The organism is Streptomyces sp. MGP-BFMKR1 (assembly GCF_057766585.1).
Genome location: NZ_CM173408.1, coordinates 6,495,521 through 6,519,528 on the forward strand (window position 1 = coordinate 6,495,521; position 24,008 = coordinate 6,519,528).

The window sequence follows — 24,008 nt, forward strand, 5'->3', positions numbered from 1 at the left end:
ATACAAAGAGTCGTCCCGCGACGCCAGCGCCCCCGGTCACGGCCCGGATGAACACCTCATATCCGCCGTGTGACGGACCCGCGCGCGGCCGGCCCCCGGCCGTGCCCCGCCGGCTCCGGCGGCACGCGCGACCCCGCCGGGCTACGGCTGGTCCGTGCGGGCCTCTAGGTAGTCGCGGGTGTGCGGGCCGTAGACGCCCTCCGGGTCGGCGGTGATGTCGTGGCGGCGCTGGTAGGTGCCGACCGCGTCCGTGACGCTCGCGTCGTACTCGCCGTCCACCGCGCCGACGTAGGTCCAGGTCTGGCGCAGCCGGTCCTGGAGTTCGGCGACCTCGGCGCCGCTGTCACCCTGGCGCAGCACGGGCGGGCCCGCGGGTTCGGTCGGCCGCGGCGGGTCGGCCGGGGCCGAGGTGGAGGGCGTGGGGCGCTCGCTCGGCCGGTCGGGCGCGCCGGTTTCGGAGGGGCGCGCCGACGGAGCGGAGGGCGAGGCGCTGGGCTCGCGCGTCCGCGACGGCGTCGCCGACGACGGTGTCGCGGACGGGCTCTCGCCGCCCGAGCGCGAGGCGCTGGGCGAGGGGGTCGCGGTGCTGCTCGGCGGCGGCGTCGCGCCGTCGGTCATCCGCCCGTCCCAGGTGGGCAGGGCCGCGGAGGGGGTGGCCGCGCGGTCGTCGGTCAGCGCGCGGTCGTCCGACCCCTCGCCGCTCTGGCCGCCGAGCAGCCCGGTGCCGAACGCGACGGTGCCCACCACGGCGACCAGGACCGCCGCCGCGATCACGATCGCCAGCGGGCGCCGCCGCCGGTGCCGTGCCGGTCTGTCCCCCGCCCCCGCCCCGTCGCCGTCGCCGCCCCCGTCCGGACCGTCCCCGTGCCCCGCGCCGCCGGCCGGCGTGGCGCCCGTGGCGCCCCCGGCCGCCCCGCCCGCCGCTGCCGAGTCGGCGTCCGCCTGGTCGGCGTCCCTCGGGTCGTCGTCGAAGAGGCGCAGGTCGTCGGGGTGGGGGCCGGTCCCGGGTGTCTCGGGCAGCGCGGCGGTCGTCGCGAGGTCCGGCAGGTCGGCCCCGCGCGCCGCGCAGGCGCAGCCGGGTCGGCCGTCCGCGCGCGGCGGTGCGAAGCAGTGCGGGCAGAGTTCTCCCGTCACGTTGTTCCCTCCCTCGTACGTCGCTGGCGATTATGCAGACCGGACACGTGTTCGCGCAGGCGGATGTCCGCGGTGAGGACGGCGCTCGACAGGCCGTAACCGGGCAAACGGGTGAGGATGGGATGAGCGGCCGGCCGCCGTCGGCGGCCAGCGGCACCACGCGCAGCCGACCCACGGACAAGGAGACGCCCCATGGCCGAGGACGCACGTTCGCGGGGCCCGCTGCCCAGCGGGCCCGCCGCGTCCGCCACCGGCGCCGCCAGCCACCCGGCCGCCCACCCGGACCGACACCACGACCACGAACGGCGCACCGTGCTGGTGGCGATCGGCGCGCTGCTGCTCGGCATGTTGCTCGCCGCCCTCGACCAGACGATCGTCTCGACGGCGCTGCCCACCATCGTCAGCGACCTCGGCGGCCTGGAGCACCTGTCCTGGGTGGTGACGGCGTACCTGCTCGCCGCGACCGCCGCGACGCCCCTGTGGGGCAAGCTCGGCGACCAGTACGGGCGCAAGAACCTCTACCAACTGGCCATCGTCATCTTCCTGATCGGCTCGGCCCTGTGCGGCATCGCCCAGGACATGCCCCAGCTCATCGGCTTCCGCGCGGTGCAGGGGCTCGGCGGTGGCGGGCTGATCGTGCTGTCCATGGCGATCGTCGGCGACCTCGTGCCGCCCCGGGAGCGGGGCCGCTACCAGGGCCTGTTCGGCGCCGTCTTCGGGGCCACCAGCGTGCTCGGGCCGCTGCTCGGCGGCGTCTTCGTGGACCACCTGAGCTGGCGCTGGGTGTTCTACATCAACCTGCCCGTGGGCGTCGTGGCCCTGCTGGTGATCGCCGCCGCGCTGCACATCCCGCGCCGTCGCACCCGGCATACCATCGACTACCTGGGCACCTTCCTCATCGCGGCCGTCGCCGCCTGCCTGGTCCTGGTGGCCTCGCTCGGCGGCGTCACCTTCGACTGGGACTCCTGGCAGATCACCGGCCTGGGCGTGCTGGCCATCGCGCTGCTCGCGGCCTTCGTCCGCGTCGAGCGGCGGGCCGTGGAGCCCGTGCTGCCGCTGCGGCTCTTCCGCAGCCGCACCTTCGCGCTCTGCTCGGCCATCGGCTTCGTCATCGGCTTCGCGATGTTCGGCAGCATGACCTACCTGCCGACGTTCCTCCAGGTCGTCCACGACGTCACGCCGACCATGTCCGGCGTGCACATGCTGCCCATGGTGCTCGGGCTGCTCATCGCCTCCACGGCCTCCGGGCAGATCGTCAGCCGCACCGGGCACTACCGCGTCTTCCCCATCGCCGGCACCGCCGTCACCGCGCTCGGCCTGCTGCTGCTCCACCAGCTCGACCGGCACAGCGGCGTGGCCGAGATGAGCGCGTACTTCTTCGTCTTCGGCCTCGGGCTCGGCCTGGTGATGCAGGTCCTGGTGCTGATCGTGCAGAACGCGGTGGACTACGCGGACCTGGGCGTGGCCACCTCGGGCGCCACGTTCTTCCGCTCCATCGGCGCCTCGTTCGGCGTCTCCATCTTCGGCACGATCTTCGCCAACAAGCTCGGCCCGCGCATATCCGACGCGCTCGCCGGACAGCCGCTGCCACCCGGCGTGAGCCCCGACTCGCTCAGCGCCGACCCGCGCGCGGTGAGCGGACTCCCGCCCGGCGAGCGCGCCGGCGTGCTCGACGCGTACGCCGTCTCCATCACCGACGTGTTCCTGTACGCGGTGCCGCTGGTGCTCGTCGCGCTGGCGCTCGCCTGGTTCCTGCGGGAGGAGCCGCTGCGCGCCTCCGTGACCGCCCCGGAGGCGAGCGAGGTGCTGGCCAGCAACCCCGTCGAACGCACCTCGCGCGACGAGGTGGCCCGCGCGCTGTCCACGCTCGGCAGCCGCGAGGGCCGCAAGCACGTCTACGCCGAGATCGCCGAGCGGGCCGGCGTCGAGCTGCGGCCGGCGTCCTGCTGGTTGCTGCTGCGGATCAACTACCACGGCTTCGTGGAACCCGCCCTGCTCGCCGAGCGCGCCGACCTGCCCCTCGGCGTGGTCACCGCCGCCGCCCGGCAGGTCGAGGAGCGCCGCCTCGCGGAGCGCGAGGGCCTGTCGCTGGTCCTGACCGAGCGGGGCCGCGAGGTCGCGGCCCGCCTCGCGCACGCCCGCGAGGAGTCGCTGGCCGCACTGCTCGGCGACTGGTGGGGCCCGGACCGCCCGACCGACCTGGTGGCCCTGGTCCACGAGCTGACCGGCGAGCTGTGCGGCTCCGACGGCGAGCGCCCGCACAACGGCGACGCCTACCGGCCGAAGGCCGGCGTGCGCCGCCGCCCGGTGTGAACCACGCCCCCCGCGCCGTCCCCGTCAGACCAGGTCCTTGGCGAACCAGTGCTCCGCGTACGGATCGTCGTTGTAGCGCTCGATCTCGACGTAGCCGTGCCGCTCGTACAGCGCCCGCGCCTCGACCAGGTCGTTGCGGGTGTCCAGGATGACGCGCCGCGCGCCCAGCTCCCGCGCGCTCGCGTGCGCCGCGGCCAGCAGCGCGGAGCCACCACCCGTGCCGCGCTCGGCGGGCCGCACGTACAGCCGCTTCAGCTCCGCCGTCGTCGCGTCGCGCAGCCGCACCCCGGCGCAGCCCGCCGCCGCGCCCCCGTACCGCCCGACCAGGAAGACCGCGCGCGGCGGTATCAGGTCGTCGCTGTGGTGCTCCAGGAGACCCGACTCGATCTCCTCGGGGGTCGATCGACGGTTCTCGTGCCGCAGGTAGTAGCGGTCGCTTACTTCGATGAAGTACGCGCGCAGCAACGCGGCCGACTCCGCCGTGTGCACGGGTCGCGCGGCGACCTCCCAGGTCGCCCGCCGGGTGAAGGCTGATGTCATGCGGGTCATTGTGAGCACCCGCCACGGGCCGCCGCAGCCGGATTTCGCCGGGTCAGCGGGGCGCGGACCTCAGCCCTTGGGCGACGCCTGCTGCACGACCTCGAAGGACCACAGCGTGGCGCCGGTGGAGGCCGGCTTGGGCCGCTCGCCGCCCTCGCCGCCGTGGCTGCCCTGGCCGGCTTTCATGGTGCTCTCCATCCAGGCCGCGAAGTCCTCCTCGCTGCGCCAGCGGGTGTAGACGAGGTACTGGTCGGTGCCCTCCACGGGGCGCAGCAGCTCGAACCACTCGAAGCCGTCGGAGCCCTCCACGGCGCCGGCCCGGGCGGCGAAGCGCTGCTCCAGCACCTCGCGCTGCTCCGCCGGAACCGTCAGTACGTTGATCTTGACGACGCTCACTCGACACCTCTCACACCCGGAGGCCACCGGCCGGCGACCTCGCCTCGATCCTGTGCGAGCAGTCTCCTACATCGCCCGGGGCGCCGGCCGAGGCGGTCGACGCCCCGGCCGGCGCGGCCCGGGCCGGGCTACTTCGGCAGCTCGACCGTGAAGGAGGGGGACTCGCCGCCGGCGTTCGCGTCGTAGTAGTGGACGACTCCACCGCGCCGCACGACGTCGAGCACCAGCCGCCCCGTCACGGACTGCCCGGGCTTGTACGTCGTGTCCAGGTCCGCCCCCTCGCCGACGCCCTCCAGCGTGGTGGCGTCCTGCGCGGCCGTCTTGGCGTCCTCCCACTTCATCATCCCGTAGGCGGCGAAGTCGGCCGGCGCCCCGCCGGTGTTGCGCACGGTGAGGGTGAGGGCGACGTACTGCCCCTTCTCGGGCTGGTTGGTGGTGTTGACCTGCGCGGGCGTCACGTACTCCGCGCTGACCACCGTCACCTTCATCCGGGAGGTGACCTTGAAGTTCTCGCCGTACTCGTCGGTCTCGCCGACCTCGTACGTGCCCGACTCGCCGACCGCGAGCGACGGGGCCTTGGCGGCGGGCGTGGTCTTCGCCTCGGTCGTCTCCTCGGGCACGTCGAGCGGGGCGTCGCCGGCGGCCTCGGCGTCCGTACCGGTGGCGGCCTCGCTGGCGGCCGGCCGCGTCGTCGACGCGGCCGGGTCGGCGGCGCCCTTGCCGTCACCCCCGTCGTCGGAGCAGCCGGCGAGTACGGCGCTCAGCAGCGCCGCGGACGTCAGGACAGCAAGGGCGCGGGACACGCGCATGGGACCCCCCGAATGGCCACGAGCGGCCCGAGCGCCGCTGGTGCGGGCTCAGTATGCACCGAACGGTTCCCTTTGGGCGCATGGCGTATCTCACCCGCGAATTTCTCCGCGGCCGGCCGCCCCGGGGCCGCCGAGCGATCAGGTCGCGGTCAGGTACGCCGGTCGGGGCGGGGGCACCGGCCAGATGGCGGCGGCGGCGTCGGGGCCGGAGACTCCCACGGCGTCGATCAGCCGCAGCGCGGTGACCACCGCGAGGTCGTACTCGTGCGCCGCCAGCAGCCCGTCCGCGTACGGACCGGGCCGAGCGTTCTGGATGAGCGCCCGACCGCGCTCCCGGCCACGCTCGATGCGCTCGATGTTCGACTGACGCTCGGCCTTCGTCATGGCGAGTGCGGTTGCGAGTTCCACGCGTGTCCTTCCACGGAGAGAGTTGCCTGCGCCGACCATGGTGGCCAACGCGCCTCGGCGTGTCCGGGAAACATTTCCGGTCCGGGGCGTGCACCCGGGCCCGCCGGCGCCCGTGACGACCCGCGCGCCCCCTCCGCGCGCGCACGCAACCCCCCGTCGTGCCGGTCAGTCGTGCATCCGCAGCCCCCGGACGACCTTGTCCACGGCCGCGCGGGGGCCGCGCACCGCCAGGCCCGCCAGGTCGAGGTCCGGGGCGGGCACGGCCAGCACGGCGGCGCGGTTGTCGTCGTCGTTGTCCGTGGCGAACAGCTCCACCGGGTACAGCGCCGTGCTCACGCCCCGGCTCAGGGCGCGCTGGTGCGTACGGAGCAGGGTGGCGGACTCGGCCGCGTAGACGAGGACGGGCTCGCGGAACATCGGCAGATACCCGTTGCCCGAGCCGTCCTCGTAGGGCTTGCCCACGACGTCAGCCCCGGCGTGAGCGATGCCACTGGAGAGGAATGCGGTCACGTTCAGCTTCTGCCAGGCGGCGAGGTCGCTCCGGACGATCACCGCGATCTTGGTGTCAAAACGCATGTCAGCACGGTGCCGGGGGGTCGGGGGCGGCGTCTTGGACGCTGGTGCGCGGCGCCGGCCCGCCGCCGTCCCGGCACCGCGCCGAAGTCGTGTGCGACCGGCTCGCGGAGCGGGGGTACCCGAGATCGCGGCACAATGACGTGATGGAGGCAGCGAGCGGAGCGGCGACGCGGGCGGGCCCGTCGGCCCGCCACGGAGTCGGCGGCCGGCGCTCGCCGAGTTCGGCGCACGCCCGCTCGCACCGGCCCGCGCGCGGTCGGCGCTCCCTCGAACGGCGTAGCCGCGCGGCGCCCCGCCGCACGGTGGCCACGGCCGGAGCCCGGCGCTCCGGGCTTCCCGAGCGGGCGTCCGCGCCGGCGCGCGGGGTGCCGCGCGCTCGCGCCGCGGGCCGGCCGGCGGGCGGCGGGTGCCCCCGGCTACCCAGTGATCGGACGGCTCACGGGAAAGTGGTGAAATTACTCCTGGCGACGTATTCGCGTACATGGTCACCCCGGCGAACGACAGGCGACTTCCAGGCAGCCCGCGGCAGCGGTCAGGTGACGTGGGGGTTTTCCGCGTCTTTTCCGCGGGCTCAGTAAGGTCTCGAACATTGGATACGAGTGACACGGCGAGTGGGGGAGCAGCAGGGCGTGACGGACGTCGAGCGGAGCGGACTGGGCAGATCCGCGGGCACCCGGCCGGAGCCGGCCGCCCGCTCGCGGATCGGCATGGCGCTCGCCGGGCTGTGGGTGGTGGCCGGCCTGCTGGCCGCCCGCCAGGCGGCGGCGGTGCTGCGACTGCCCCCGGACCAGCGCCTGACCGATCTGGAAACGTGGATCGGCGAGCGGGGCGTGCTGCACGTCCGGGGCTCGCTGTACGACACTGACGCCTTCACCGGCACCCCCTTCGCCGGCCTCGTCCTCAAGCCACTGACCCGGGCCGCCGAGCAGAGCCTCGGCGTCGCCTGGACCTTCGGCACCCTCGCCCTCGTCGCCATCCTCGGCCTGGTCGCCGCCCGCCTGCTGCCGAGCCCGGTCTCCCGGCGCACCGCGCTGCTCGCCGCCCCCGTCGCCATCAGCCTGATCGTCCTCTCGCTCCCGGTACGCAACGCCTTCACGCTCGGCCAGACCAGCATCATCCCCGTCCTGCTGGTGCTGCTGTCCCTGCTGCCGAAGACCTCCGCCCGCCAGTCGGCCCTGCTCATCGGCGTCGCCGCGGCGCTCCAGCCCGCCCTGCTGCTCTTCGCCGGACTGCTGTGGCTCACCGGCCGCCGCCGGGTCGCCGTCCTGACCGGCGCCACCTTCGCCGCCTGCTCCGCGCTGGCCTGGGCCGTGATGCCGCACGACTCGTGGACGTACTGGGTGCACCACATCGGCGGCGCCGGCTTGGGCGAGAGCCCCGACAGCCTGTCCAACCAGTCGCTGCACGGCCTGCTGCTCCGCGCCGGGCTGCGTGGCCCGCTGGAGCTGGCCCTGCTGGCCGTGCTCGCCGCGGCGGTGATCTGGTGGGGCCTGCGTCGCGCCGCGCACTACGCCAGGGACGGGCAGTTGCTGCTCGCCGCCGCGATCACCGGCTGCGTCGCGCTGGCCGTCTCGCCCACCTCCTGGCAGCACCAGCTCCTGTGGATACTGCTGGCCGTCGTCGGCCGGGTCGGCAGGCGGCAGGCGGACCGGCTGGTGTGGCCGGTGCTCGTGGTGCTGGTCATGACGCTCAACCGGCATGCCCTGATGCCGGGCGGCCTGGAGGGCCTCGGCTTCATCGGCGACAACGCCCAGCTCTTCGCCGCGCTGGCCGCCGCCTGTCTGGTGCCCTTCCTGACGCGCGACGCCCCCGAGTGGGACAGGCCGCAGCCGAGCCCGACGGCGGAGCACGCGCGCACGCCGTACTCGTGGGTGCCGATGCTGAAGTTCTGGCGGCGCCCGCTGTCCCGGCCGAACCTGGTCCTGGAGCTGATGCTCATCCGCGTCGGCTACTGGGGCTACTCGTTCATCCGCGCCCACGCGCCGGACGAGCGGAGCCTGGCGGAGGGGCACGGCCGGCAGATCCTCAGCATCGAGAGCTGGCTGCACATCGACGTGGAGTACTGGTTCAACCACTTCGTGGCCGACACCCCGTGGCTCGAAGCGAGCATGAACTACTACTACTCGACCTTCCACTTCCTGGTCCCGCTGTCGCTGCTTGCCTGGCTGTACGTCTGCCGCCCCGCCACCTACCGCTGGGCGCGCACCCCGCTGGCTTTCGCCACGCTGCTCGCGCTGTTCGGCTTCTGGCTGTACCCGCTGGCGCCGCCGCGCCTGATGGACATGGGCTACATCGACACGGCGCACGGCCCGCAGGACCTCAACGACCCGGACTTCGGCGCGCTGACCAAGCTCTCCAACCAGTACGCGGCGATGCCCTCGCTGCACGTCGGCTGGTCCCTGTGGTGCGGCGTGGTGATCGCCCTGGTGGCGCCCAAGCTGTGGATGAAGGTGCTGGGCCTGCTGTACCCGGTGCTGACCACCGCGGTCATCGTCGGTACCGCCAACCACTACCTCCTTGACGCGGTGGGCGGCGCGGCCGTCGTCGCGGCCGGCTTCGCCCTCCAGTACGTGCTGACCGGCGCGGGCCGCGCCCCGGTCGAGCCGGCCAGGGCCACGGAGTCCGCTGCCACCGAGGCGCGCGGCCGGGCGGCCACCCTGTGGGCCAGCGCCCGGGCCAAGCTCCCGGGAGCCGACCCCGCCCGGGCCTCCGCCACGGCACCGGCCGCCGTACGGGACGGCGCCGACGCCGCCGAGCCCGCCGGCTCCCAGCCCGCCGAGGCCGCCCCCGTAACGCCCGAATCCGTGAAGCCCGATCTCAGCAAGTCCGACCCGGGCAAGCCCGACCTCAGCAAGCCCGGTCCGGGCAAGCCGGAGCCCGGCAAGCCGGCCTCCGGGAAGCCCGAGGGCTCCGACGCGGGCCCGGACGACCAGCCAGCCCCGGCCGACGCGGCCCGCTAGCGACAGCGGGCGGCGGGCAGCGGCGCGCGCGACGGGCGGTCGCGCTGCTCAGGCGTCGGGTGGGGGCGGCGGGGAGTCCGGGGCGCGTTCGCTCCGGGGGTGGGCGGCCGGTGTGTCGGGGGTGGCCGGCTGGCTCGGGCCCCGGTCGCCGTGGCCGGGCCACCACGCCGTGTGGCCGATCAGCGCCGTGAGGCTCGGCGTGAAGATCATGGCCATCACGAACGCCGCCACCACGATGCCGAAGGACAGCGCGAAGCCCATCTGGGACAGGGTGGCGTTGCCCGCGAGCATCAGCGTCGCGAACGTGCCGGCCAGGATGACGCCGGCGGCGGCGATGGTCGGCCCGGAGTGGCGTACGGCGGTGCCCGCCGCGTCGCGCGGGTCGCGGCCCTCGCGGGCCTCCTCCCGTAGCCGGGAGACCATCAGGATGTTGTAGTCGGTGCCGAGGGCGACCACGAACAGGTACATGATCACCGGCAGCATGAACATCAGCCCCGGCTGGGTGCCGATCTGCTGGAAGATGATGGACGTCGCGCCGAGCGTGGCGCCGAAGCCGAGCGCGACCGAGACCATCAGGTACCAGGGCGCCACCAGGCTGCGCAGCAGCAGGCCGAGGATGATCATGATGCACAGCGCGGCCACCGGGAAGACCACGGCGTAGTCGCGGTCGACCGCCTTGTTGATGTCGACGTACACCGCCGTGGTGCCGCCCACCAGGGCCCGGGTGCCCTCCGGCGCCGCCTCGTCCGCCGCCGGGCGCAGCCCGCTCCGTACCGTGTCGAGGGCGTCGTCGGAGGCGGGCGGGTCCGCGAGCACCACCTCGTAGGACGCCGTCCGTCCGTCCTTGCTGAGCTTGGCCGGATCGACCGAGCCGACGCCGTCCACCTGGCGGAGCCGGTCGCGGAAGGCCGTCGTCTCGGCGCGGCTGAGCCGGCCGCCGTCGGGGGCGTCCAGGTAGAGGGAGGTCGGGTCGGTGGTGCCGGCCGGGAAGCCCTTCTCCATGTCGCGCTGGGCGACGATGGACTCCTTCGTCTTGGGCAGCGAGGAGCCCGCGAGGTCGAAGTTGGCGCGGTAGCCGAGCGCTCCCACCGCCAGCGCCCCCATGAACACGGCGGACGCCACGGCCCACACCGCCGGCCGGCGGGCGAGCGCCGCCCCGAAGCGGGCGAAGCCGGTGCCGGACGGCTCGGCCCGCCAGGAGCGCGAGGGCCAGAAGACGCGGGTGCCCAGCAGCGACACCACGGCGGGCACCAGGGTCAGCCCCGCGAGCAGCGTGACGAAGACGGCGATGGCCAGCGCCGGACCCATCGACTTGAGCATCCCGAGGGTGGACAGGGCGAGCGCGGCGAAGGCGACGATGACGGCGCCGGCGGCGGAGGCGATGGCCTCGCCGACCCGCTCCACGGCGTGCACCATGCCGCCCTTGGCGTCCTCGCCGGCGCGCAGCGCCTCGCGGTAGCGGAACAGCAGGAACAGGATGTAGTCCGTGCCGACGCCGAACAGCACGACCGTCAGCAACTCCTGGATGGAGCGGTCCGCCTTCATGTCGAAGACGTCGTTGGCGCTGGCGATCAGGCCGGTGGCCATCGGCGAGATGAGACCGATGAGCACGACGGGCAGCAGCGCGATGATCGGGCTGCGGAAGATGACCACCAGCAGCACGATGATGATCACGATGGTGCCGACGGCCACCAGCGTGCCCGCCCGCTCGGAGGACTCGCGCTCGTCCAGGGACTGGGCGGCCGAGCCCGTCACGCCCGCCGTGAGGTCGGTGCCCTTCAACGTCGTGGGCAACTCGTCCCGCAGGGTCTGCACCGCGCCCTGCTGCCCGGTGTCGTCCGGGTTGGCCACCTCGGGCATCGCCACGGTCGCGGTCTGCACCCGCTTGTTGGGCGACACCGCCGCCGCGCTGACGTCCTGGACCTCGGGGATGTCCCGGCCGGCCAGGTCGGCGGAGGCCCGTCGTACGTCGGCGGAGTCCGCCGAGGTCAGCCGGGCGCCGTCGGAGCGCTGGAAGACGATGATGGCGGCGATGTTCTGCTGCTGCGGGAACTGGGCCTCCTGGAGGTCCATCGCCTTGATCGACTCGTACTCCGACGGCAGGAAGCTCGCCTCGTCGCTGGTGGCGGTGAGCTTGGGGGCGAACGAGAGGACGGCGGCGGCAGCGATGACCCACGTCGCGATCACCCACCACGGGTGGCGCACCACGAAACGGCCCAGACCTGCGAACATGCCTGCCCTCTCGCTCGCCCCCGTTCGGATCGTCGCGTTCAGCCAGCATCCGCCGGCGCGCCGCCGCGCGCATCTCGGAGACGCCCACCGGGCGGGCCCCGCTCACCCGCGCGGGCGCGCGGGTGAGGTGTCGGGGCGATGCCGGGGCGCGTGCTGGAGGGGCGGTACGCGGTGGGCGCGCGGCCGGGGGTGGGGTGGCCGGACGGGGTGGGTCCGGCCGGGCGGGGTGGGTCCGGCCGGGCGGGCGCGTGGGCGTCAGGCGGGGTGGCGGTCGTTGAGGACGCGGTGGAAGAGCAGGTGGTCCCGCCAGGCTCCGTCGATGTGCAGGTAGCGCTCCGCCCTGCCGAACTGCTCGAAGCCGCTCTTGGCCAGCACCCGCTGCGAGCGCGTGTTGTGCACCAGGGTGCCGGCTTGCAGACGGTGCAGGTCGAGTTCCCCGTCGGCCGCCTGGCACGCGGCGTGCACCGCGGCGGTGGCCAGCCCCCGGCCGAGTTGTCCGGCGGCGATCCAGTAGCCGAGGTGCGCGTTGCGGAAGGGGCCGCGGACGATGCCGGAGAGCGTCAGCCCACCGACGACCGCCTCGCCGTCGGTCAGCAGCCAGGCCGCGACCCGGCCGGCGCGCTGCTCCACGGCCTGCTCGCGGAGCCGGGCCCGTTGGCCCTCGGTGGTGAAGAAGCTGTCGGGGCGCCGCGGCTCCCAGGGCCGCAGGTGGTCGCGGCTGCGGCGGAAGGCCGAGGCCAGCGCCTCGGCGTCGGACTCGGCGGCGGGGCGTATCAGTACGCCGTCCAGGAGCGGCACGGCCTCGGTGAGCGAGGCGGGAGAGAGGGGAGTGGCCATGGCGACACCGTAGGCCAGGCCCGGCCCCCGGAGCACGGGAGAAAGGCGTGGTCAGGCGGTTCCGGCGGGGCCACCGCCCGGACTGGCCCGGCCCGGGCGGCGCCGGGCGGTGCGCCGGGGGTGTGCCAGGACCCCACCCCGGCCCGGGCGTCGTCGCGCCGGGCCGGGGCGGGGAGAGTGGGCCGGATCAGGCGGTCACGGCGAGCGTGGCCGACGGGTCGGTGACGTCCGAGACGTCGTACGCGGCGCTGAGCGAGGCCGAGGTGACGTCGGTCGGGCAGCCGGCGCCGCCCGTGATGGTCACCGGGACGGTGGACTCGGCGTAGCTGAGCTTGGCCGGGGAGCCGTTGGTCCAGGTGCCGGGGACGTTCGCGGCGCCGGAGGTGCCGGTGCAGGTGAGGGCGCCGGTCAGGCTCATGACCAGACCGCCCTGTGGGGCGGACAGGTTGGCCGCGATCGTGGTGCCGTGCTGGATGGAGATGCCCCAGGTGCCGGAGGTGGCGATGGAGACGTTCACACCGGGCACGTTGGTGGTGCAGTCCTCGAAGGTGGGCGCGGTGATGGTGCCGGACACCGGGCCGCTCGGGTTGGTGTTGTTCGGCGCCGCGGGTATCTGGTTGGCGCTGCCGCTGCCGGCGGGCTGCGAGGTGGAGACCTTACAGGTCACGGTCATGGCGCCGGCCTTGAGGACGATGTCGCCCGACTGCTTGGCGCCGAAGTAGTGGCCCGCCGGGGTCACCGTGGTGGACCCGGCCACCGCCGTGGTCCGTGACTCGGCGGTGGCGGTGCCGGCGAGCGAGAGCGCTACGGCCGCGGCGGCGGCGACGCCGGCGGCGGAGGTGGTCAGAACGCGGGAGCGGTGCGTGCGGTTCGTCATGAAGGGGCTCCTTGAGAGCGGCGTTGCGGAGCGGTCTCCGCGCACAACATGAACCGAGCTGATTACCTGACGTAACGGGGCCCGATCCTAAAGCTGCCAATGGCCATTGAAAAGATCAGCCAGGGCGGTTTTCGGCCGACGCGGCAGGTTCTGATGAATCGTCGGATCAACGATCGATGCCCGGTCGCGCCAGCGAAGTGCAGGTATGCCGTCGTTGTCAGCCATGGGATGGAAGCCGTACTTGGCGAGATCGCACCCCGGGAGCGCGGCACCCCGTCGGGTCGTTCCGGGGCCTGGCCCGGCCGGGTTCGAGGCGGTCGAGCCGGTCAGCGCGCGGGGTCGGCGTCGCCCCGCACGGGCCGCCGTGCCGCGCCGTACTCCGCCGCCACCGCGCGGTCCACCGCCCGCGCGAACTCGGCGCCCAGCGCCTCGCCGGCCAGCGGGCGCAGGGTGGCCACCGCGCGGGCGAGTCGCCGCGCCGCGGGCGGCGGTCCGGCGGCGCCCGGCGGCTCGACCCCGGGCGGCTCGGCGGCGGATGGGTCGGTGTCGGGCGGGTCGGTGTCGGGTCCGGGTGTTCGGGGGGCTGGCGCGTCGCGCGGGTCGGCGGACGCGGGCGCGCCGACGGCGGTGACCAGGTGGCGGGCCAGTCGCGCGGTGTGGTCGCGGACCATGGCGCCGGCGGTGAGCAGCGCGTCGAGCGGTACTCCGGCGCGCACCAACTCCGCTGCCAGGTCGACGAGTTCGGGGCTCCCGTGGGTGATCGTCTCGCCCTCGACGCGGAGGTAGCCGAGTTCCGCGGCGCGGCGCAGGTTCTCCTCGGTCACCTGGTCGCCGAACCGCTCGCGCAACTCCTCGCGGCAGGTCACCACCGGCGTGTGCCGTTCCGCCACGTGCCAGCACCCGCGCGCGGGGTGCTCGTGACCCAGGAACTCGGCGAGGCAACTGCCCCGGTCCCAGGCGGCGAACAACTCGGCGATGCCGTTGACCGGGTAGCCGCGCGCGAGCAGGTCGCTGATCAGCCGCAGCCGCGCGAGGTGCGCCTCGGAGTACAGCGCCACCCGGCCCTCGTAGCGCGGCGGCGGCAGCAGCCCGCGGCCCTGGTAGTAGCGCAGATTGCGCACCTTGACGCCCGCCGCGCGCCCCAGTTCCGCCACGCGGTACTCCCGGCCGTGCCCCGATGCCTGGTCCACGCGAGCGAGTGTAGGGTCCCGACATCTCCGCCGGGTGACATGGCGGCGACCCGACGGCGCCTGGCAGCAACCTGCCCGCCACGCGGGCGCGTTCACCCTCGGACCGGGCTCGTACCCGCCCCGCCACGAGCGGCGACGGCCAAGCCCCCGGCCGCGTGGGGGCGCCCGCCGACCGTCCAGCGCGCCCCTCCTGCACGACTCTTGCGCCCCCGTCGCGTCCTCCGCAGACTGAACGCCCGTCACAGATACGCGTACCAGTCCCGACTCCGGGGGGCACGCACACCGGTTCGCCCCGCGCGTGGACGCGAGAGAGGACGAGCCATGGCCCGGGAACCCGTCATCGTCGAGGCGGTGCGCACCCCGATCGGCGCCCGTGGCGGGGCGCTCGCCGGCCTGCACCCGGCCAGCCTGCTCGGCGAGACGTACGGCGAACTCCTTACCCGCACCGGGCTCACGGCCGACTGCGTCGAACAGGTCGTCGGCGGCACCGCCACGCCGGCCGGGGAGCAGTCGATGAACGTGGCCCGGCACGCGTGGCTCGCCCGGGGCCTGCCGTACGAGACCGCCGCGACCACCGTGGACTGCCAGTGCGGCTCGTCGCAGCAGGCCAACCACATGGTGGCCAGCATGGTCGCGAGCGGGGTGATCGACGTGGGCATCGGCTGCGGGGTCGAGGCCATGTCGCGGGTGCCGCTCGGCAGCAACAGCCGGCAGGGGCCCGGCCGGCCGTGGCCCGACCCGTGGCACGTGGACCTGCCGGGGCACTTCGAGGCCGCCGAGCGCATCGCCCGCCGCCGGGGCCTGACCCGGGAGCGGGTGGACGCGGTGGGCCTCGCCTCGCAGCAGCGGGCGGCGCGGGCGTGGGCGCGGGGCCGGTTCGCGCGCGAGACGTTCGGCGTGCGGGTGCCGCCGCCCAGGGGCGGTCAGGCCGATCCGGCGGGCGGCTGGGCCGGTGCGGCCGGGGAGTGGGACGGTGCGGCCGGGGGCTGGGACGGCCAGGCCGCCGGCGCGGCCGACTGGCGGTTGGTGGAGCGTGACGAGGGGGTGCGGGAGACCAGCCTGGCGGCGCTGGGGGAGCTGCGGGCGGTGATGCCGGCCGCTGTGCACACGGCGGGCACCACCGCGCCGGTCTCCGACGGGGCGAGCGCCGTCCTGTGGGCCGCCCGGCCGGTGGCCCACGCCCTCGGACTGCGCCCGCGGGCGCGCATCCTCGCCCAGGCCCTGGTCGGCGTCGACCCGCACTTCCACCTCGACGGCCCCGTCGACGCCACCCGAGCGGTGCTCGGCCGGGCGGGCATGACCCTCGCGGACGTGGACCTGGTCGAGATCAACGAGTCGTTCGCGTCGGTGGTGCTGTCCTGGGCGCAGGTCTTCGAGCAGGACCTGGAACGGGTGAACGTGAACGGCGGGGCCATCGCCATCGGCCATCCGGTGGGCGCCACCGGCGCCCGGCTGATCACCACGGCCCTGCACGAGCTGGAGCGCCGGGACGCCGAGATCGCGCTCATCGCGATGGGCACGGGTGGCGGCCAGGCCACGGGCACCCTGCTGCAACGCCTGTAGGCCCCGGCCTCGCGCCCCGTCCGGGCGCGCGCCGCGCGCCGCCGCCCGCACCCCGGGTGCGCCGGATCACGCCGCGCACGGGTGGAGGCCCGCCGCCGCGCGTAATAGCCTGTTGCCCTAGTGATCTATTACGCGACGGGCGTGCGTCGGGCCCGGCCCGCGCGCGACGGGCGCGGTCAGGGCAACGGGAGCGGTGTCATGCACGGAACGGACGTCACGATCCGACGGGCCACGGCGGCGGACGCGCGCCGGCTGACGACGCTGGTCCGGCGCTCCTCCGCGTACGAGGGGCGCTACGCGGCGATGGTGGCGGGCTACCGGGTCGGCCCCGACTACATCGCGACCCACCGGGTCTTCGTGGCGGTGGACGCGACGGATCGGCTGTTCGGGTTCTACTCGCTGATCCTCGACCCGCCCGAGCTGGACCTGATGTTCGTGAGCGACCTCGCGCAGGGCCTGGGCATCGGGCGGCGACTGGCCGAGCACATGAAGGCACAGGCGCGCGCCGAGGGCATCGCCAGCGTCCGCGTCGTCTCCCACCCGCCGGCCGAGGGCTTCTACCGCAGCGTCGGCGCGCGGCGCGTGGGCACCCTGCGCGCCAACCCGCCGTCGGTCGCCTGGGACCGGCCGGAGTTGGCCTTCGTCCTCGACTGAACGGCGCGCGCGACGGATCGAGGCAGGGCGGCGCCGAACGGGTGTCGGCGGCGCTCCGGCCACGTCTACGGCGTTCGGCCGGGGCGCGGGGCGCCCTCGTGCGGCCGGAAGGCGACCGGCGCGTCGAACGCGGCCCGCCGGGTGGCGCGGCGCAGCGCCGCCAGGATGGTGCCGCCCAACGTCAGCACGAGGACGACCGTCAGGACGGCGCGCGGCAGGTCCCAGCCGAGCGAGGTGGCCAGGTGGTAGGCGAGGAAGCGGGACAGGTTCTCCGGTAGCGGGTCGCCGGGCACGAAGGAGACGCCGGAGCCCAGGCCGCCGATGTACGGCCAGCCCTGGAGGTTCATGATCAGGCCGTAGAGCGCCGACGACAGGGCCCCGTACGCGGCGAGCAGCGCGAGTTCCCCGCGGCCCCGCAGCCGGTGGGGGCCCGGCAGCAGCCCGGCGCCCATCGAGACCCAGCCCATCGCCAGCATCTGGAACGGCATCCACGGGCCGACGCCCCCGGTCAGCAGGGCGGACGCGAACATCGCCACCGCGCCGAGCACGAACCCGAAGCCCGGCCCGAGCACCCGGCCCGAGAGCACCATGAGGAAGAACATCGGCTCGATGCCCGCGGTGCCCGCGCCCAGCGGGCGCAGCGCGGCGCCGGCGGCGGCCAGCACGCCGAGCATCGCGATGGCCTTGGCGTCCAGGCCGGTGTCGGCGATCGTCGCCACCACCACGGCGAGCAGCAGCGGCAGCAGCGCCGCGAACAGCCAGGGCGCGTCCCGCGAGTGGGCGAGCCCCGACTCCGAGTCGGCCAGCAGCGGCCAGCCGAACGCGGCCACGCCGATCGCGCTGACCAGCACGAGCGCGGCCACCGAGCGCGGGCCGAGGCGGATCGGCCGGGACTGCCGCTGGGCGCGCGGCGGGTGCGCGGCGGCGCCGGCCGTGGGCGCGCCGCCGGGCCGCGGCGGGTGGCCCGTCACGCTCCGGCCCCGAGGGCGTGCGCGACCTGCGGGACGGTGAGGTAGGGCAGCGGCGCCAGCACCTTGGCGACCTGGGGTGCGAAGGCCGGCGAGGAGACGACGACCTCGGCCGTCGGCCCGTCGGCGACCACCTCGCCGTCGGCGAGGATCACCACCCGGTGCGCCAGTTCGGCGGCGAGTTCCACGTCGTGGGTGGCCAGCACGATGGCGTGGCCGTCGGCCGCGAGGGCGCGCAACACCTCCACGAGCCGGGCCTTGGCCGCGTAGTCCAGGCCCCGGGTCGGTTCGTCGAGCAGGATCAGCGGCGGACTCGCGGTGAGGATCACGGCCAGCGCGAGCGCGAGCCGCTGCCCCTCGGACAGGTCGCGCGGGTGGGTGGCGTCGGCGACACCCGGCAGCAGCCTGGTCACCAGGGCGCGGCAGGTGCCGCGCGGCGCGTCGGCGTCGCGGTCGGCGGCCTCGCACTCGGCGGCCACCGTGTCCGCGTACAGCAGGTCGCGCGGCTCCTGCGGAACCAGGCCCACCCGGCGCAGCAGGTCGGCCGGGCGGGTGCGGTGCGGCACCGCGTCGCCGACCCGCACCGTGCCGGCCGCCGGCTCGTGCAGCCCGACGAACGCCGACAGCAGCGTGGACTTGCCGGCCCCGTTGCGCCCCATCAGGGCGACGCTCTCGCCGGGGCGCACCGCGAGGTCGACCCCGCGCAGGGCGTCGGTCCGGCCGCGGCGCACCGTCAGCCCCTCGGCCCGGCCGACGGGCGGCGCGGCGTCGGGCGCGGCCGGCTCGGCCGCGCCGTCCGGGGCGGGCTCCGGGGCCAGCCGGTCGCGCAACGTCCCGGCCCTGCGGCGCGCGTCGCGCACCGAGAGCGGCAGCGGCGACCAGCCCGCCAGCCGGCCGAGCGCCACCACCGGCGGGTGCACCGGCGACGCGGCCATCATCGCGGCGGGCTCGCCGACCAGCGGTGCCTCGCCCGGCGCGGGCAACACGATGACCTGGTCCGCGTACTGCACGACCCGCTCCAGGCGGTGTTCGGCGAGCAGCACGGTGGTGCCCAGGTCGTGCACGAGCCGTTGCAACACGGCCAGCACCTCCTCGGCGGCGGCCGGGTCGAGCGCCGAGGTCGGCTCGTCGAGGACGAGGACCCGCGGGTGCGCGGTGAGCACCGAGCCGATGGCCACCCGCTGCTGCTGGCCGCCGGAGAGGGTGGCGATGGGCCGCTCGCGCAGCGCCGCGAGGCCCAGCAGGTCCAACGTCTCCTCGACGCGGCGGCGCATGGTGTCCGGCGGCAGCCCGAGCGACTCCATGCCGTACGCCAACTCGTCCTCGACGGTGTCGGTGACGAAGTGCGCCAGCGGGTCCTGGCCCACGGTGCCGACGACGTCGGCGAGTTCGCGCGGCCGGTGGGTGCGGGTGTCGCGGCCGGCCACGGTGACCGTGCCGTGCAGCGTGCCGCCGCTGAAGTGCGGCACGAGCCCGGACACGGTGCCGAGCAGCGTGGACTTGCCGACCCCGGACGGGCCGACGAGCAGGCACAGCTCCCCCTCGTCCACGGTCAGGTCCACGCCCGTCAGGGCGGGCCCGGCGGCGTCGTCGTAGGTGACGGACACCTGGTCGAAGCGGATCACCGCTCGCTCTCCTTCGCTGGTGGTTCGGTGCTCGGGCGCGCCGCGCGGGACGCGGGCGGCGGGCCGGCCGCGTCCCGGGGCCCGGTCGCCGCGCGGCACCGGCCGCCGCCGTCGGGGGCGCCCGCCGGGTCCCGCCCGGCCGCGTCGGGCCGCCCGGCCGCGCCGGAACGCCGGGCCGCGCTGGAACGCCGGTCCTGGCCGGGGCGTACGGCCGCGTCCGGCGGTACGGGGGCGACCAGCGCGGGCAGCAGCCCGAGCAGCACCGAGGCGGCCGGCCACAGCGGCAGCGTCGGCGCGGTCAGCGGGACGGCGGGCGGGTGCAGCGCGGTGGGCGCGTACGAGCCCGCCCAGATCATCAGGCCCGCCACCGCGACCCCGGACCCGGAGACCAGCCAGGCGCGGGCGCCCCACCGGTCGGGCCGGTAGCGGCTGCGCGCGGAGCGGCGCCCGCCGAGCCACAGGCCACCGAGGGCGGCGGCCAGCCCGGCGAGCAGCACGGGCAGCGCGTAGCCCGCGCCCTCGGCGGCGAGCAGGCCGTACGTGCCGGCGCACACGCCGAGCAGGCCGCCGACGCTGAGCGCCGTCGTGGTGTGCCGCACGGCGCGCGGCACCTGCGCCGTGCGCCCGTAGCCGCGGGCGTCCATCGCGGCGGCGAGCGCCACCGAGCGCTCCAACGCCCCCTCCAGCACGGGCAGCCCGACCTGCAACAGGGCCCGCAGCCCCCGGTCGGCCCGGCCGCGCAACCGCCGGGCGGCGCGCAGCCGCTGCACGTCCGCGACCAGGTGCGGCGCGAACGTCATGGCGACGACGACGGCCACCCCCGCCTCGTACAGCGCCCCCGGCAGCGACTTGAGCAGCCGGGCCGGGTTGGCCAGCGCGTTGGCCGCGCCGACGCAGATCAGCAGCGCGGCCAGCTTCAACCCGTCGTACAGCGCGAACACCAGCCCCTCCGCCGTCACCCGACCACCGAGCCGCACGCCCTTGGCCCACTCCGGAAGCGGCACCTCCGGGAGGGTGAACAGGGTCTGCGTGCCCGGGATCGGCGAGCCGAGGAAGACCGCGAAGACCAGCCGGATGCCGATCACCACCAGGGCGATCTTGACGAACGCGCCGTACGAGCGGGCCCACGGCGCCTGCGTGCGGCGCACCGCCACCACGTACCCCGCGACCGCCACCAACAGGGCCAGCAGCAGCGGGTTGGTGGTGCGGGACGCGGCGACGGCGAGCCCGAGCGCCCACACCCACCACGCCCCGGCGTGCAGGGCGCCCGCCCGGGTGGCCACCGGCGCGCGGACGGCGCGCCAGACGCGGGCCGGGCGTCCCTCGCCCGGGGCGGTGGCGCGCTCGGTGCCGCCCCGGCCTGGGGCGTGCTCACGGGTGGCGGCGGGGGCCTCGCCGTGTGGAAGGTGGCTCATCGGGCAGTCGTCGGTGCTCATCCGCGACGGCGGCGGGCCTGCCACAGCGTCGCCGCGCCCAGCGCGGCGACGGCGACGGCGCCGCCGATCAGCCCGGCGGAGGGCCCGCCGTCGTCCGTGCTGTCGTCCGCGCCGTCCCGCGCCGCTTCGTCCTTCGCCGGGCCGCCCTCCGCCGTCTCGCCCGCGCCGGGGGAGTCCGCCCCGTCGCCCACCTGCTCGCCGCAGCCCGCCCTGGGGTAGCCGGCGATGGCGCACAGCAGGGCGGTGGAGTCGTACCGCAACGGCTTGGCCACCTGGGCGAGCGCGTCGGCGGCCGTGGCGTCGTCGCCGACGCGCGCGCACGCCGTGCGGGAGCGGGGCGGCCGGTCGCCGCCCGGCGCGTCCCGCGCCGTGCCGAAGTCGAGCACCACCGCGACCCGCTTGCTGTCGCCGTCGGGCGTACCGGCGCAGATCGCGGCGAAGTCGGCGGCGCCGCGTGGCCGCGCCGCGTCCCGGGTGTTCTGGCTGACGGCGAACCGGAAGCCGATGGTGTCCCCGTCGCCCGGCCGCGCGGTCGCGGGCCCCTGGGTCGCGTACGTCCACTCGCCGCCGTCGCGCTCCCAGAACGACCAGTAGCGGTAGCCGTCGGCGGCGGCCGGCGCCGCGCCCCACAGGCCGAGCAGCGGGGCCGCCAGCGCGAGGGCCACCAGCGTGGCGAGCGTCCCGCGCCGCGTCCGGGGGCGGGCGGGGCGCCGCGAGCGCGCGCCGGTCGGCCGCGCCGACCGGGCCCGGCGCGCCGACCGGGCCCCGCGCGCCGCCGGCACCCCGTGGCGGGCCGGCCCGGTCGCGGGCCGCTCCGTCGCCTCCCCCGCGCGCATCAGAGCCGCTGCTTCTTACGGCCGCTCAGCAGGAAGCCGATCCCGATGCCGGCCACCAGACCCACGCCGACGACCCACCAGACGCCCGTGCCGCCCCCGTCGTCGTCCTTGTCGTCCTTCTCGCCCTTGCCGTCCTCGCCGTCCTTGGCCTCGCCGTCCGAGGAGACGGCCGCGGGGGTCGGGCCGGTGGCGTTGAGCTGCTCGACCAGGTCCGTACCGCCGAACGCGCGCGGGTCGGCGCCGCCCGCGTGCGCGGCGAGCACCAGCTTGGCCAGCGCGCCCGGGTCGCCCTTCGCCCAGGTCAGCGCGCCGCTCTTGGACGCCTGGAGCCACTTGAGCGGGCCCTGTGCCGCGTCCTTGTGGCCGCCGGCCGCGAGCGCGATCACCGCGTCGGCGGTGCTGCCGTAGTCGGGCTGCGGCTCGGCGCCGGGCATCGCGGACGTCAGGTGCTGGTCGCCGGCGGTCAGCGTCGCCGCGAGGTACGCGGCGGCGGCGTCCGCCGTGCCCTGGCGCCCCGCCGCCTTCGCGGCGTCGCCCTTCGCCCCGTCGGCACAGGCCAGCGGCTTCGGCTCGGCATCTGACTGCTTGGCCGGCGCCACCAGGAAGCCCCGCCCCTGCGCGGCCAACGCGCCGTCCGCGGTGGCCAGCCCGTTCGGCGACAGCTTGCCGTCCTTGTCCGGCAGGTAGCCGAACGCGCCCCGCTCGCCCTGCTTCGCGTCGCAGCCGAGCTGGAAGTTCCGCAGCGCGTCGTACGGGTTCTTGCCGCTCCTCGCGGTGACCTTGCCCGGGTCCTTGTCGGCGGCGGCGAACGCGCCGATGACCACGGCCGTGGAGTTCGGGTCGCTCGGGCTGCCCGGGTTCATGCCCCAGCCGCCGTCCTTGTTCTGGTGCCGGGTGAGCCAGTCGAGCCCCTTGGCGACGTCCGCGCCGCGTCCCTCGACGGCGGCCAGCGCCTGCACGGCGGCCCCGGTCGCGTCGCTGAACTCGCCCTTCTTCGGGTCGCACGACTTCCTGGTGTCCGGCCGGAAGGCGGGGAACCCACCGTCCGCGCACTGCTGCTGGGTCAGCCAGTCGATGGCCTCGGTGGCCGGCGTGACGCCCACCGCGTCCTGCGCGAGGAACGCCAGCGACTGTCGCCACACGGCGTCGAACTTCGGGTCCTTGGCCCCGTACAGCCCCTTGGGCAGCTTCTGCGCCCCGGGCGCCGGGGCGGACGAGGACGCCGTGGCGGACGGGGCCTCGTCGGCGCCCGCGGCGTTCGCGAGGGGTGCCGCGGCTGCGCCCACGGCGACGGCGCAGGCCAGCGCCACGGCGCCGCGGCGCGCGTGGACGGCGAAGGAGGGGGCCATGGTCGGTGCCTCTCGGTGGGTAGCGTCGCGATGTCCGTCATCGCGGCGTCGGTCGTCGCTCCGCGCAGCCGCGCACGCCGCCCTCCGCGCGCTCCGCGCGGTGGCACCGGGCTCAGCTCCGCAGACCTCGACGGGTGCCGGCGACCGGCCGGCGCCCACACGGGCCCGGCCGGCTCCGGGAGCCTGTCGCCCCGGTGCGGGTGGTCCGGCTCGCGCGCTCGCGCCACGGGGCGCGCCGCGCTCACGGTTGCGGGTCAGCGCCGGTCTTCCACCGGCTTTCCCCGACGCGGGGCGGGATGAAGTTGTCCGCCACAGCTTATCCGCCGCCCCCGCGCCCCCCGATATCAGCCGCCCCCGACCCCGACCTCGACCCCGACCCCGCCCCCGACCCCGGCTCCGGCCCCGCCTCCGGGCCGCGTACGCCGTGCCTCGCTCGTACGCCGTGCCTCGCCCGTACGCCATGCCCCGCACGCCGCCCCGTCGCCCGTACGGCCGCGCCAGCACGTCGGCCCCCACCGCCCGCGAGGGGAGGTGAAGGCCGACGGGGGCGTCGCTCCGGCTGGGCCGGGCGTCAGGTCAGCACCAGTGCGGGGCCGCGCCGATGTTGACGATGTAACGGGCCGCGCCCCACGCCCACTTGCCGTTGCTCAGCAGGTACCAGCGCGGGTTGCCGTCGATGTTCTGCCCGTTGACCTTGCACACGATGTTGACGACCGTGCCGTAGGGGAGGGCGCCGACGACCTTGTGCTTCTGGCTCGGGCCGCTCCGGATCAGCAGGCCCGACTTCGCGATCACGCGGCCCTTGTAGTGCGGCCGGGCCTCGGCGGAGGCGTTCTTCTCCGGGGCGGCGGTGGGGGCCGCGGCGAGGGCGGGGGTGGCGGCGGTGGCGAGCGCGAGGGCGCCCGTCGCCGCCGCCAGGGCGAGCTTGCTGAACGTGGACTGCAGGAACATCTGTTTCTCCAGAGAGGTGAAAGAGCGGCTCCCCAGCGGGGAGTGCGCGGAGCCAGCGAAAGAGTGCGACTGAGTGCGATGCCGGGCGTTCGGCGACGCCGGCGACCTCACCGGCGCCTCAACGGGCACCCGACAGCGACCAGGTAGATCCAATGAAAATCCACCTAACCGCCACAAAGCACGCTAAGTAGGTCACGGAAACTTCGCAACTCATCACGTTCCGTAACTCCCGCCGGCCTGCCGACCCGCCCGGACCGACCCGCCCGCACCGGCCCGTCCGCGCCTGTCCGCCCGCACCGGCCTGCCGGCCGGCCCGCCGCTCGCCCCGTACGTCGGACCGCCCGGCGGCCGGGC

The 24,008-nt window shown here is 75.6% G+C and carries 21 protein-coding genes; 4 read left to right on the forward strand and 17 right to left on the reverse strand.

The features are described from left to right. Window positions 1-141: 141 nt before the first annotated feature. Window positions 142-1,134, reverse strand: a complete 993-nt coding sequence (locus AC3CHW_RS25970; RefSeq protein WP_488468081.1) for a peptidoglycan-binding domain-containing protein — start codon at window positions 1,132-1,134, stop codon at window positions 142-144. A gap of 192 nt (window positions 1,135-1,326) precedes the next feature. On the opposite strand from AC3CHW_RS25970, the gene AC3CHW_RS25975 reads away from it, so the two are divergent. Beyond that, window positions 1,327-3,447 (forward strand): DHA2 family efflux MFS transporter permease subunit, encoded by a 2,121-nt coding sequence (locus AC3CHW_RS25975; RefSeq protein ID WP_488468082.1) that lies wholly within the window; start codon window positions 1,327-1,329, stop codon window positions 3,445-3,447. Between the two features lie 24 nt (window positions 3,448-3,471). On the opposite strand, the gene AC3CHW_RS25980 is transcribed toward AC3CHW_RS25975, so the two are convergent. The 5 genes from AC3CHW_RS25980 to AC3CHW_RS26000 form a co-directional block, all read right to left on the reverse strand. Then, entirely contained in the window at window positions 3,472-3,987 is a 516-nt protein-coding gene (locus tag AC3CHW_RS25980; protein WP_488468083.1) for a GNAT family N-acetyltransferase, read from the reverse strand. 69 nt (window positions 3,988-4,056) lie between these two features. Next, entirely contained in the window at window positions 4,057-4,383 is a 327-nt protein-coding gene (locus AC3CHW_RS25985) for an antibiotic biosynthesis monooxygenase family protein (RefSeq protein ID WP_488468084.1), read from the reverse strand. 128 nt (window positions 4,384-4,511) lie between these two features. Then, window positions 4,512-5,192 carry a DUF4352 domain-containing protein gene (locus tag AC3CHW_RS25990; RefSeq protein WP_398607944.1) on the reverse strand — a complete coding sequence of 227 codons (681 nt, stop codon included), beginning with the start codon at window positions 5,190-5,192 and terminating at the stop codon, window positions 4,512-4,514. A 138-nt stretch (window positions 5,193-5,330) separates the two neighbouring features. Then, a complete protein-coding gene (locus AC3CHW_RS25995; RefSeq protein WP_398607943.1) occupies window positions 5,331-5,600 on the reverse strand; it encodes a hypothetical protein in 270 nt (89 codons plus the stop codon). Window positions 5,601-5,765: 165 nt separating this feature from the next. Next, window positions 5,766-6,176, reverse strand: a complete 411-nt coding sequence (locus tag AC3CHW_RS26000) for a DUF2000 family protein (protein WP_459249770.1) — start codon at window positions 6,174-6,176, stop codon at window positions 5,766-5,768. A 707-nt stretch (window positions 6,177-6,883) separates the two neighbouring features. On the opposite strand from AC3CHW_RS26000, the gene AC3CHW_RS26005 reads away from it, so the two are divergent. After that, window positions 6,884-9,136: a bifunctional glycosyltransferase 87/phosphatase PAP2 family protein gene (locus AC3CHW_RS26005; protein WP_488471169.1), complete on the forward strand. Its 2,253-nt coding sequence runs from the start codon at window positions 6,884-6,886 to the stop codon at window positions 9,134-9,136. Between the two features lie 48 nt (window positions 9,137-9,184). Here AC3CHW_RS26005 and AC3CHW_RS26010 read toward each other — a convergent pair whose 3' ends face one another. The 5 genes from AC3CHW_RS26010 to AC3CHW_RS26030 form a co-directional block, all read right to left on the reverse strand. Beyond that, the gene (locus AC3CHW_RS26010) at window positions 9,185-11,368 is read right to left on the reverse strand and encodes an MMPL family transporter (RefSeq protein ID WP_488468085.1); all 2,184 of its coding nucleotides are present in this window, start codon (window positions 11,366-11,368) and stop codon (window positions 9,185-9,187) included. 255 nt (window positions 11,369-11,623) lie between these two features. Continuing rightward, complete coding sequence (locus tag AC3CHW_RS26015) at window positions 11,624-12,205, reverse strand: GNAT family N-acetyltransferase (protein ID WP_398607940.1); 582 nt, start codon at window positions 12,203-12,205, stop codon at window positions 11,624-11,626. Between the two features lie 187 nt (window positions 12,206-12,392). Further along, complete coding sequence (locus AC3CHW_RS26020; RefSeq protein ID WP_488468086.1) at window positions 12,393-13,082, reverse strand: hypothetical protein; 690 nt, start codon at window positions 13,080-13,082, stop codon at window positions 12,393-12,395. Between the two features lie 87 nt (window positions 13,083-13,169). Further along, window positions 13,170-13,307 (reverse strand): hypothetical protein, encoded by a 138-nt coding sequence (locus AC3CHW_RS26025; protein WP_488468087.1) that lies wholly within the window; start codon window positions 13,305-13,307, stop codon window positions 13,170-13,172. Between the two features lie 101 nt (window positions 13,308-13,408). Then, complete coding sequence (locus AC3CHW_RS26030) at window positions 13,409-14,272, reverse strand: MerR family transcriptional regulator (protein ID WP_488468088.1); 864 nt, start codon at window positions 14,270-14,272, stop codon at window positions 13,409-13,411. A 321-nt stretch (window positions 14,273-14,593) separates the two neighbouring features. On the opposite strand from AC3CHW_RS26030, the gene AC3CHW_RS26035 reads away from it, so the two are divergent. Further along, window positions 14,594-15,835, forward strand: coding sequence for an acetyl-CoA C-acyltransferase (locus AC3CHW_RS26035; protein WP_488468089.1), 1,242 nt, complete (start codon window positions 14,594-14,596; stop codon window positions 15,833-15,835). A gap of 198 nt (window positions 15,836-16,033) precedes the next feature. Then, complete coding sequence (locus tag AC3CHW_RS26040; RefSeq protein WP_398607935.1) at window positions 16,034-16,489, forward strand: GNAT family N-acetyltransferase; 456 nt, start codon at window positions 16,034-16,036, stop codon at window positions 16,487-16,489. A gap of 65 nt (window positions 16,490-16,554) precedes the next feature. Here AC3CHW_RS26040 and AC3CHW_RS26045 read toward each other — a convergent pair whose 3' ends face one another. From AC3CHW_RS26045 to AC3CHW_RS26070, 6 genes are all read right to left on the reverse strand, one after another. Then, window positions 16,555-17,460, reverse strand: coding sequence for an ECF transporter S component (locus tag AC3CHW_RS26045; protein ID WP_488468090.1), 906 nt, complete (start codon window positions 17,458-17,460; stop codon window positions 16,555-16,557). Then, the gene (locus AC3CHW_RS26050) at window positions 17,457-19,082 is read right to left on the reverse strand and encodes an ABC transporter ATP-binding protein (RefSeq protein ID WP_488468091.1); all 1,626 of its coding nucleotides are present in this window, start codon (window positions 19,080-19,082) and stop codon (window positions 17,457-17,459) included. The genes AC3CHW_RS26045 and AC3CHW_RS26050 overlap by 4 nt, the downstream gene beginning before the upstream one ends. Further along, window positions 19,079-20,497 carry an energy-coupling factor transporter transmembrane component T gene (locus tag AC3CHW_RS26055; RefSeq protein WP_488468092.1) on the reverse strand — a complete coding sequence of 473 codons (1,419 nt, stop codon included), beginning with the start codon at window positions 20,495-20,497 and terminating at the stop codon, window positions 19,079-19,081. Before AC3CHW_RS26055 ends, AC3CHW_RS26050 begins: the two co-directional genes overlap by 4 nt. 17 nt (window positions 20,498-20,514) lie before the next feature. Next, on the reverse strand, window positions 20,515-21,354 hold the full coding sequence (locus tag AC3CHW_RS26060) for an SCO2322 family protein (protein ID WP_488468093.1): 840 nt from the start codon (window positions 21,352-21,354) through the stop codon (window positions 20,515-20,517). Next, entirely contained in the window at window positions 21,354-22,703 is a 1,350-nt protein-coding gene (locus AC3CHW_RS26065) for an SCO2321 family membrane protein (RefSeq protein ID WP_488468094.1), read from the reverse strand. Before AC3CHW_RS26065 ends, AC3CHW_RS26060 begins: the two co-directional genes overlap by 1 nt. Window positions 22,704-23,279: 576 nt before the next feature. After that, a complete protein-coding gene (locus AC3CHW_RS26070) occupies window positions 23,280-23,654 on the reverse strand; it encodes an SH3 domain-containing protein (RefSeq protein ID WP_488468095.1) in 375 nt (124 codons plus the stop codon). Window positions 23,655-24,008 lie beyond the last annotated feature (354 nt).

Bases quoted from the DNA above. Each gene is read 5' to 3' on its own strand.
- AC3CHW_RS26060 (WP_488468093.1), bottom strand. From the start codon at position 21,354: ATGCGCGCGGGGGAGGCGACGGAGCGGCCCGCGACCGGGCCGGCCCGC.
- AC3CHW_RS26015 (WP_398607940.1), bottom strand. From the start codon at position 12,205: ATGGCCACTCCCCTCTCTCCCGCCTCGCTCACCGAGGCCGTGCCGCTC.
- AC3CHW_RS26005 (WP_488471169.1), top strand. From the start codon at position 6,884: ATGGCGCTCGCCGGGCTGTGGGTGGTGGCCGGCCTGCTGGCCGCCCGC.
- AC3CHW_RS26035 (WP_488468089.1), top strand. From the start codon at position 14,594: ATGGCCCGGGAACCCGTCATCGTCGAGGCGGTGCGCACCCCGATCGGC.
- AC3CHW_RS26000 (WP_459249770.1), bottom strand. From the start codon at position 6,176: ATGCGTTTTGACACCAAGATCGCGGTGATCGTCCGGAGCGACCTCGCC.
- AC3CHW_RS26010 (WP_488468085.1), bottom strand. From the start codon at position 11,368: ATGTTCGCAGGTCTGGGCCGTTTCGTGGTGCGCCACCCGTGGTGGGTG.
- AC3CHW_RS25990 (WP_398607944.1), bottom strand. From the start codon at position 5,192: ATGCGCGTGTCCCGCGCCCTTGCTGTCCTGACGTCCGCGGCGCTGCTG.
- AC3CHW_RS26040 (WP_398607935.1), top strand. From the start codon at position 16,034: ATGCACGGAACGGACGTCACGATCCGACGGGCCACGGCGGCGGACGCG.
- AC3CHW_RS26055 (WP_488468092.1), bottom strand. From the start codon at position 20,497: ATGAGCCACCTTCCACACGGCGAGGCCCCCGCCGCCACCCGTGAGCAC.
- AC3CHW_RS26070 (WP_488468095.1), bottom strand. From the start codon at position 23,654: ATGTTCCTGCAGTCCACGTTCAGCAAGCTCGCCCTGGCGGCGGCGACG.
- AC3CHW_RS25980 (WP_488468083.1), bottom strand. From the start codon at position 3,987: ATGACATCAGCCTTCACCCGGCGGGCGACCTGGGAGGTCGCCGCGCGA.
- AC3CHW_RS26065 (WP_488468094.1), bottom strand. From the start codon at position 22,703: ATGGCCCCCTCCTTCGCCGTCCACGCGCGCCGCGGCGCCGTGGCGCTG.
- AC3CHW_RS26025 (WP_488468087.1), bottom strand. From the start codon at position 13,307: ATGGCTGACAACGACGGCATACCTGCACTTCGCTGGCGCGACCGGGCA.
- AC3CHW_RS25975 (WP_488468082.1), top strand. From the start codon at position 1,327: ATGGCCGAGGACGCACGTTCGCGGGGCCCGCTGCCCAGCGGGCCCGCC.
- AC3CHW_RS26020 (WP_488468086.1), bottom strand. From the start codon at position 13,082: ATGACGAACCGCACGCACCGCTCCCGCGTTCTGACCACCTCCGCCGCC.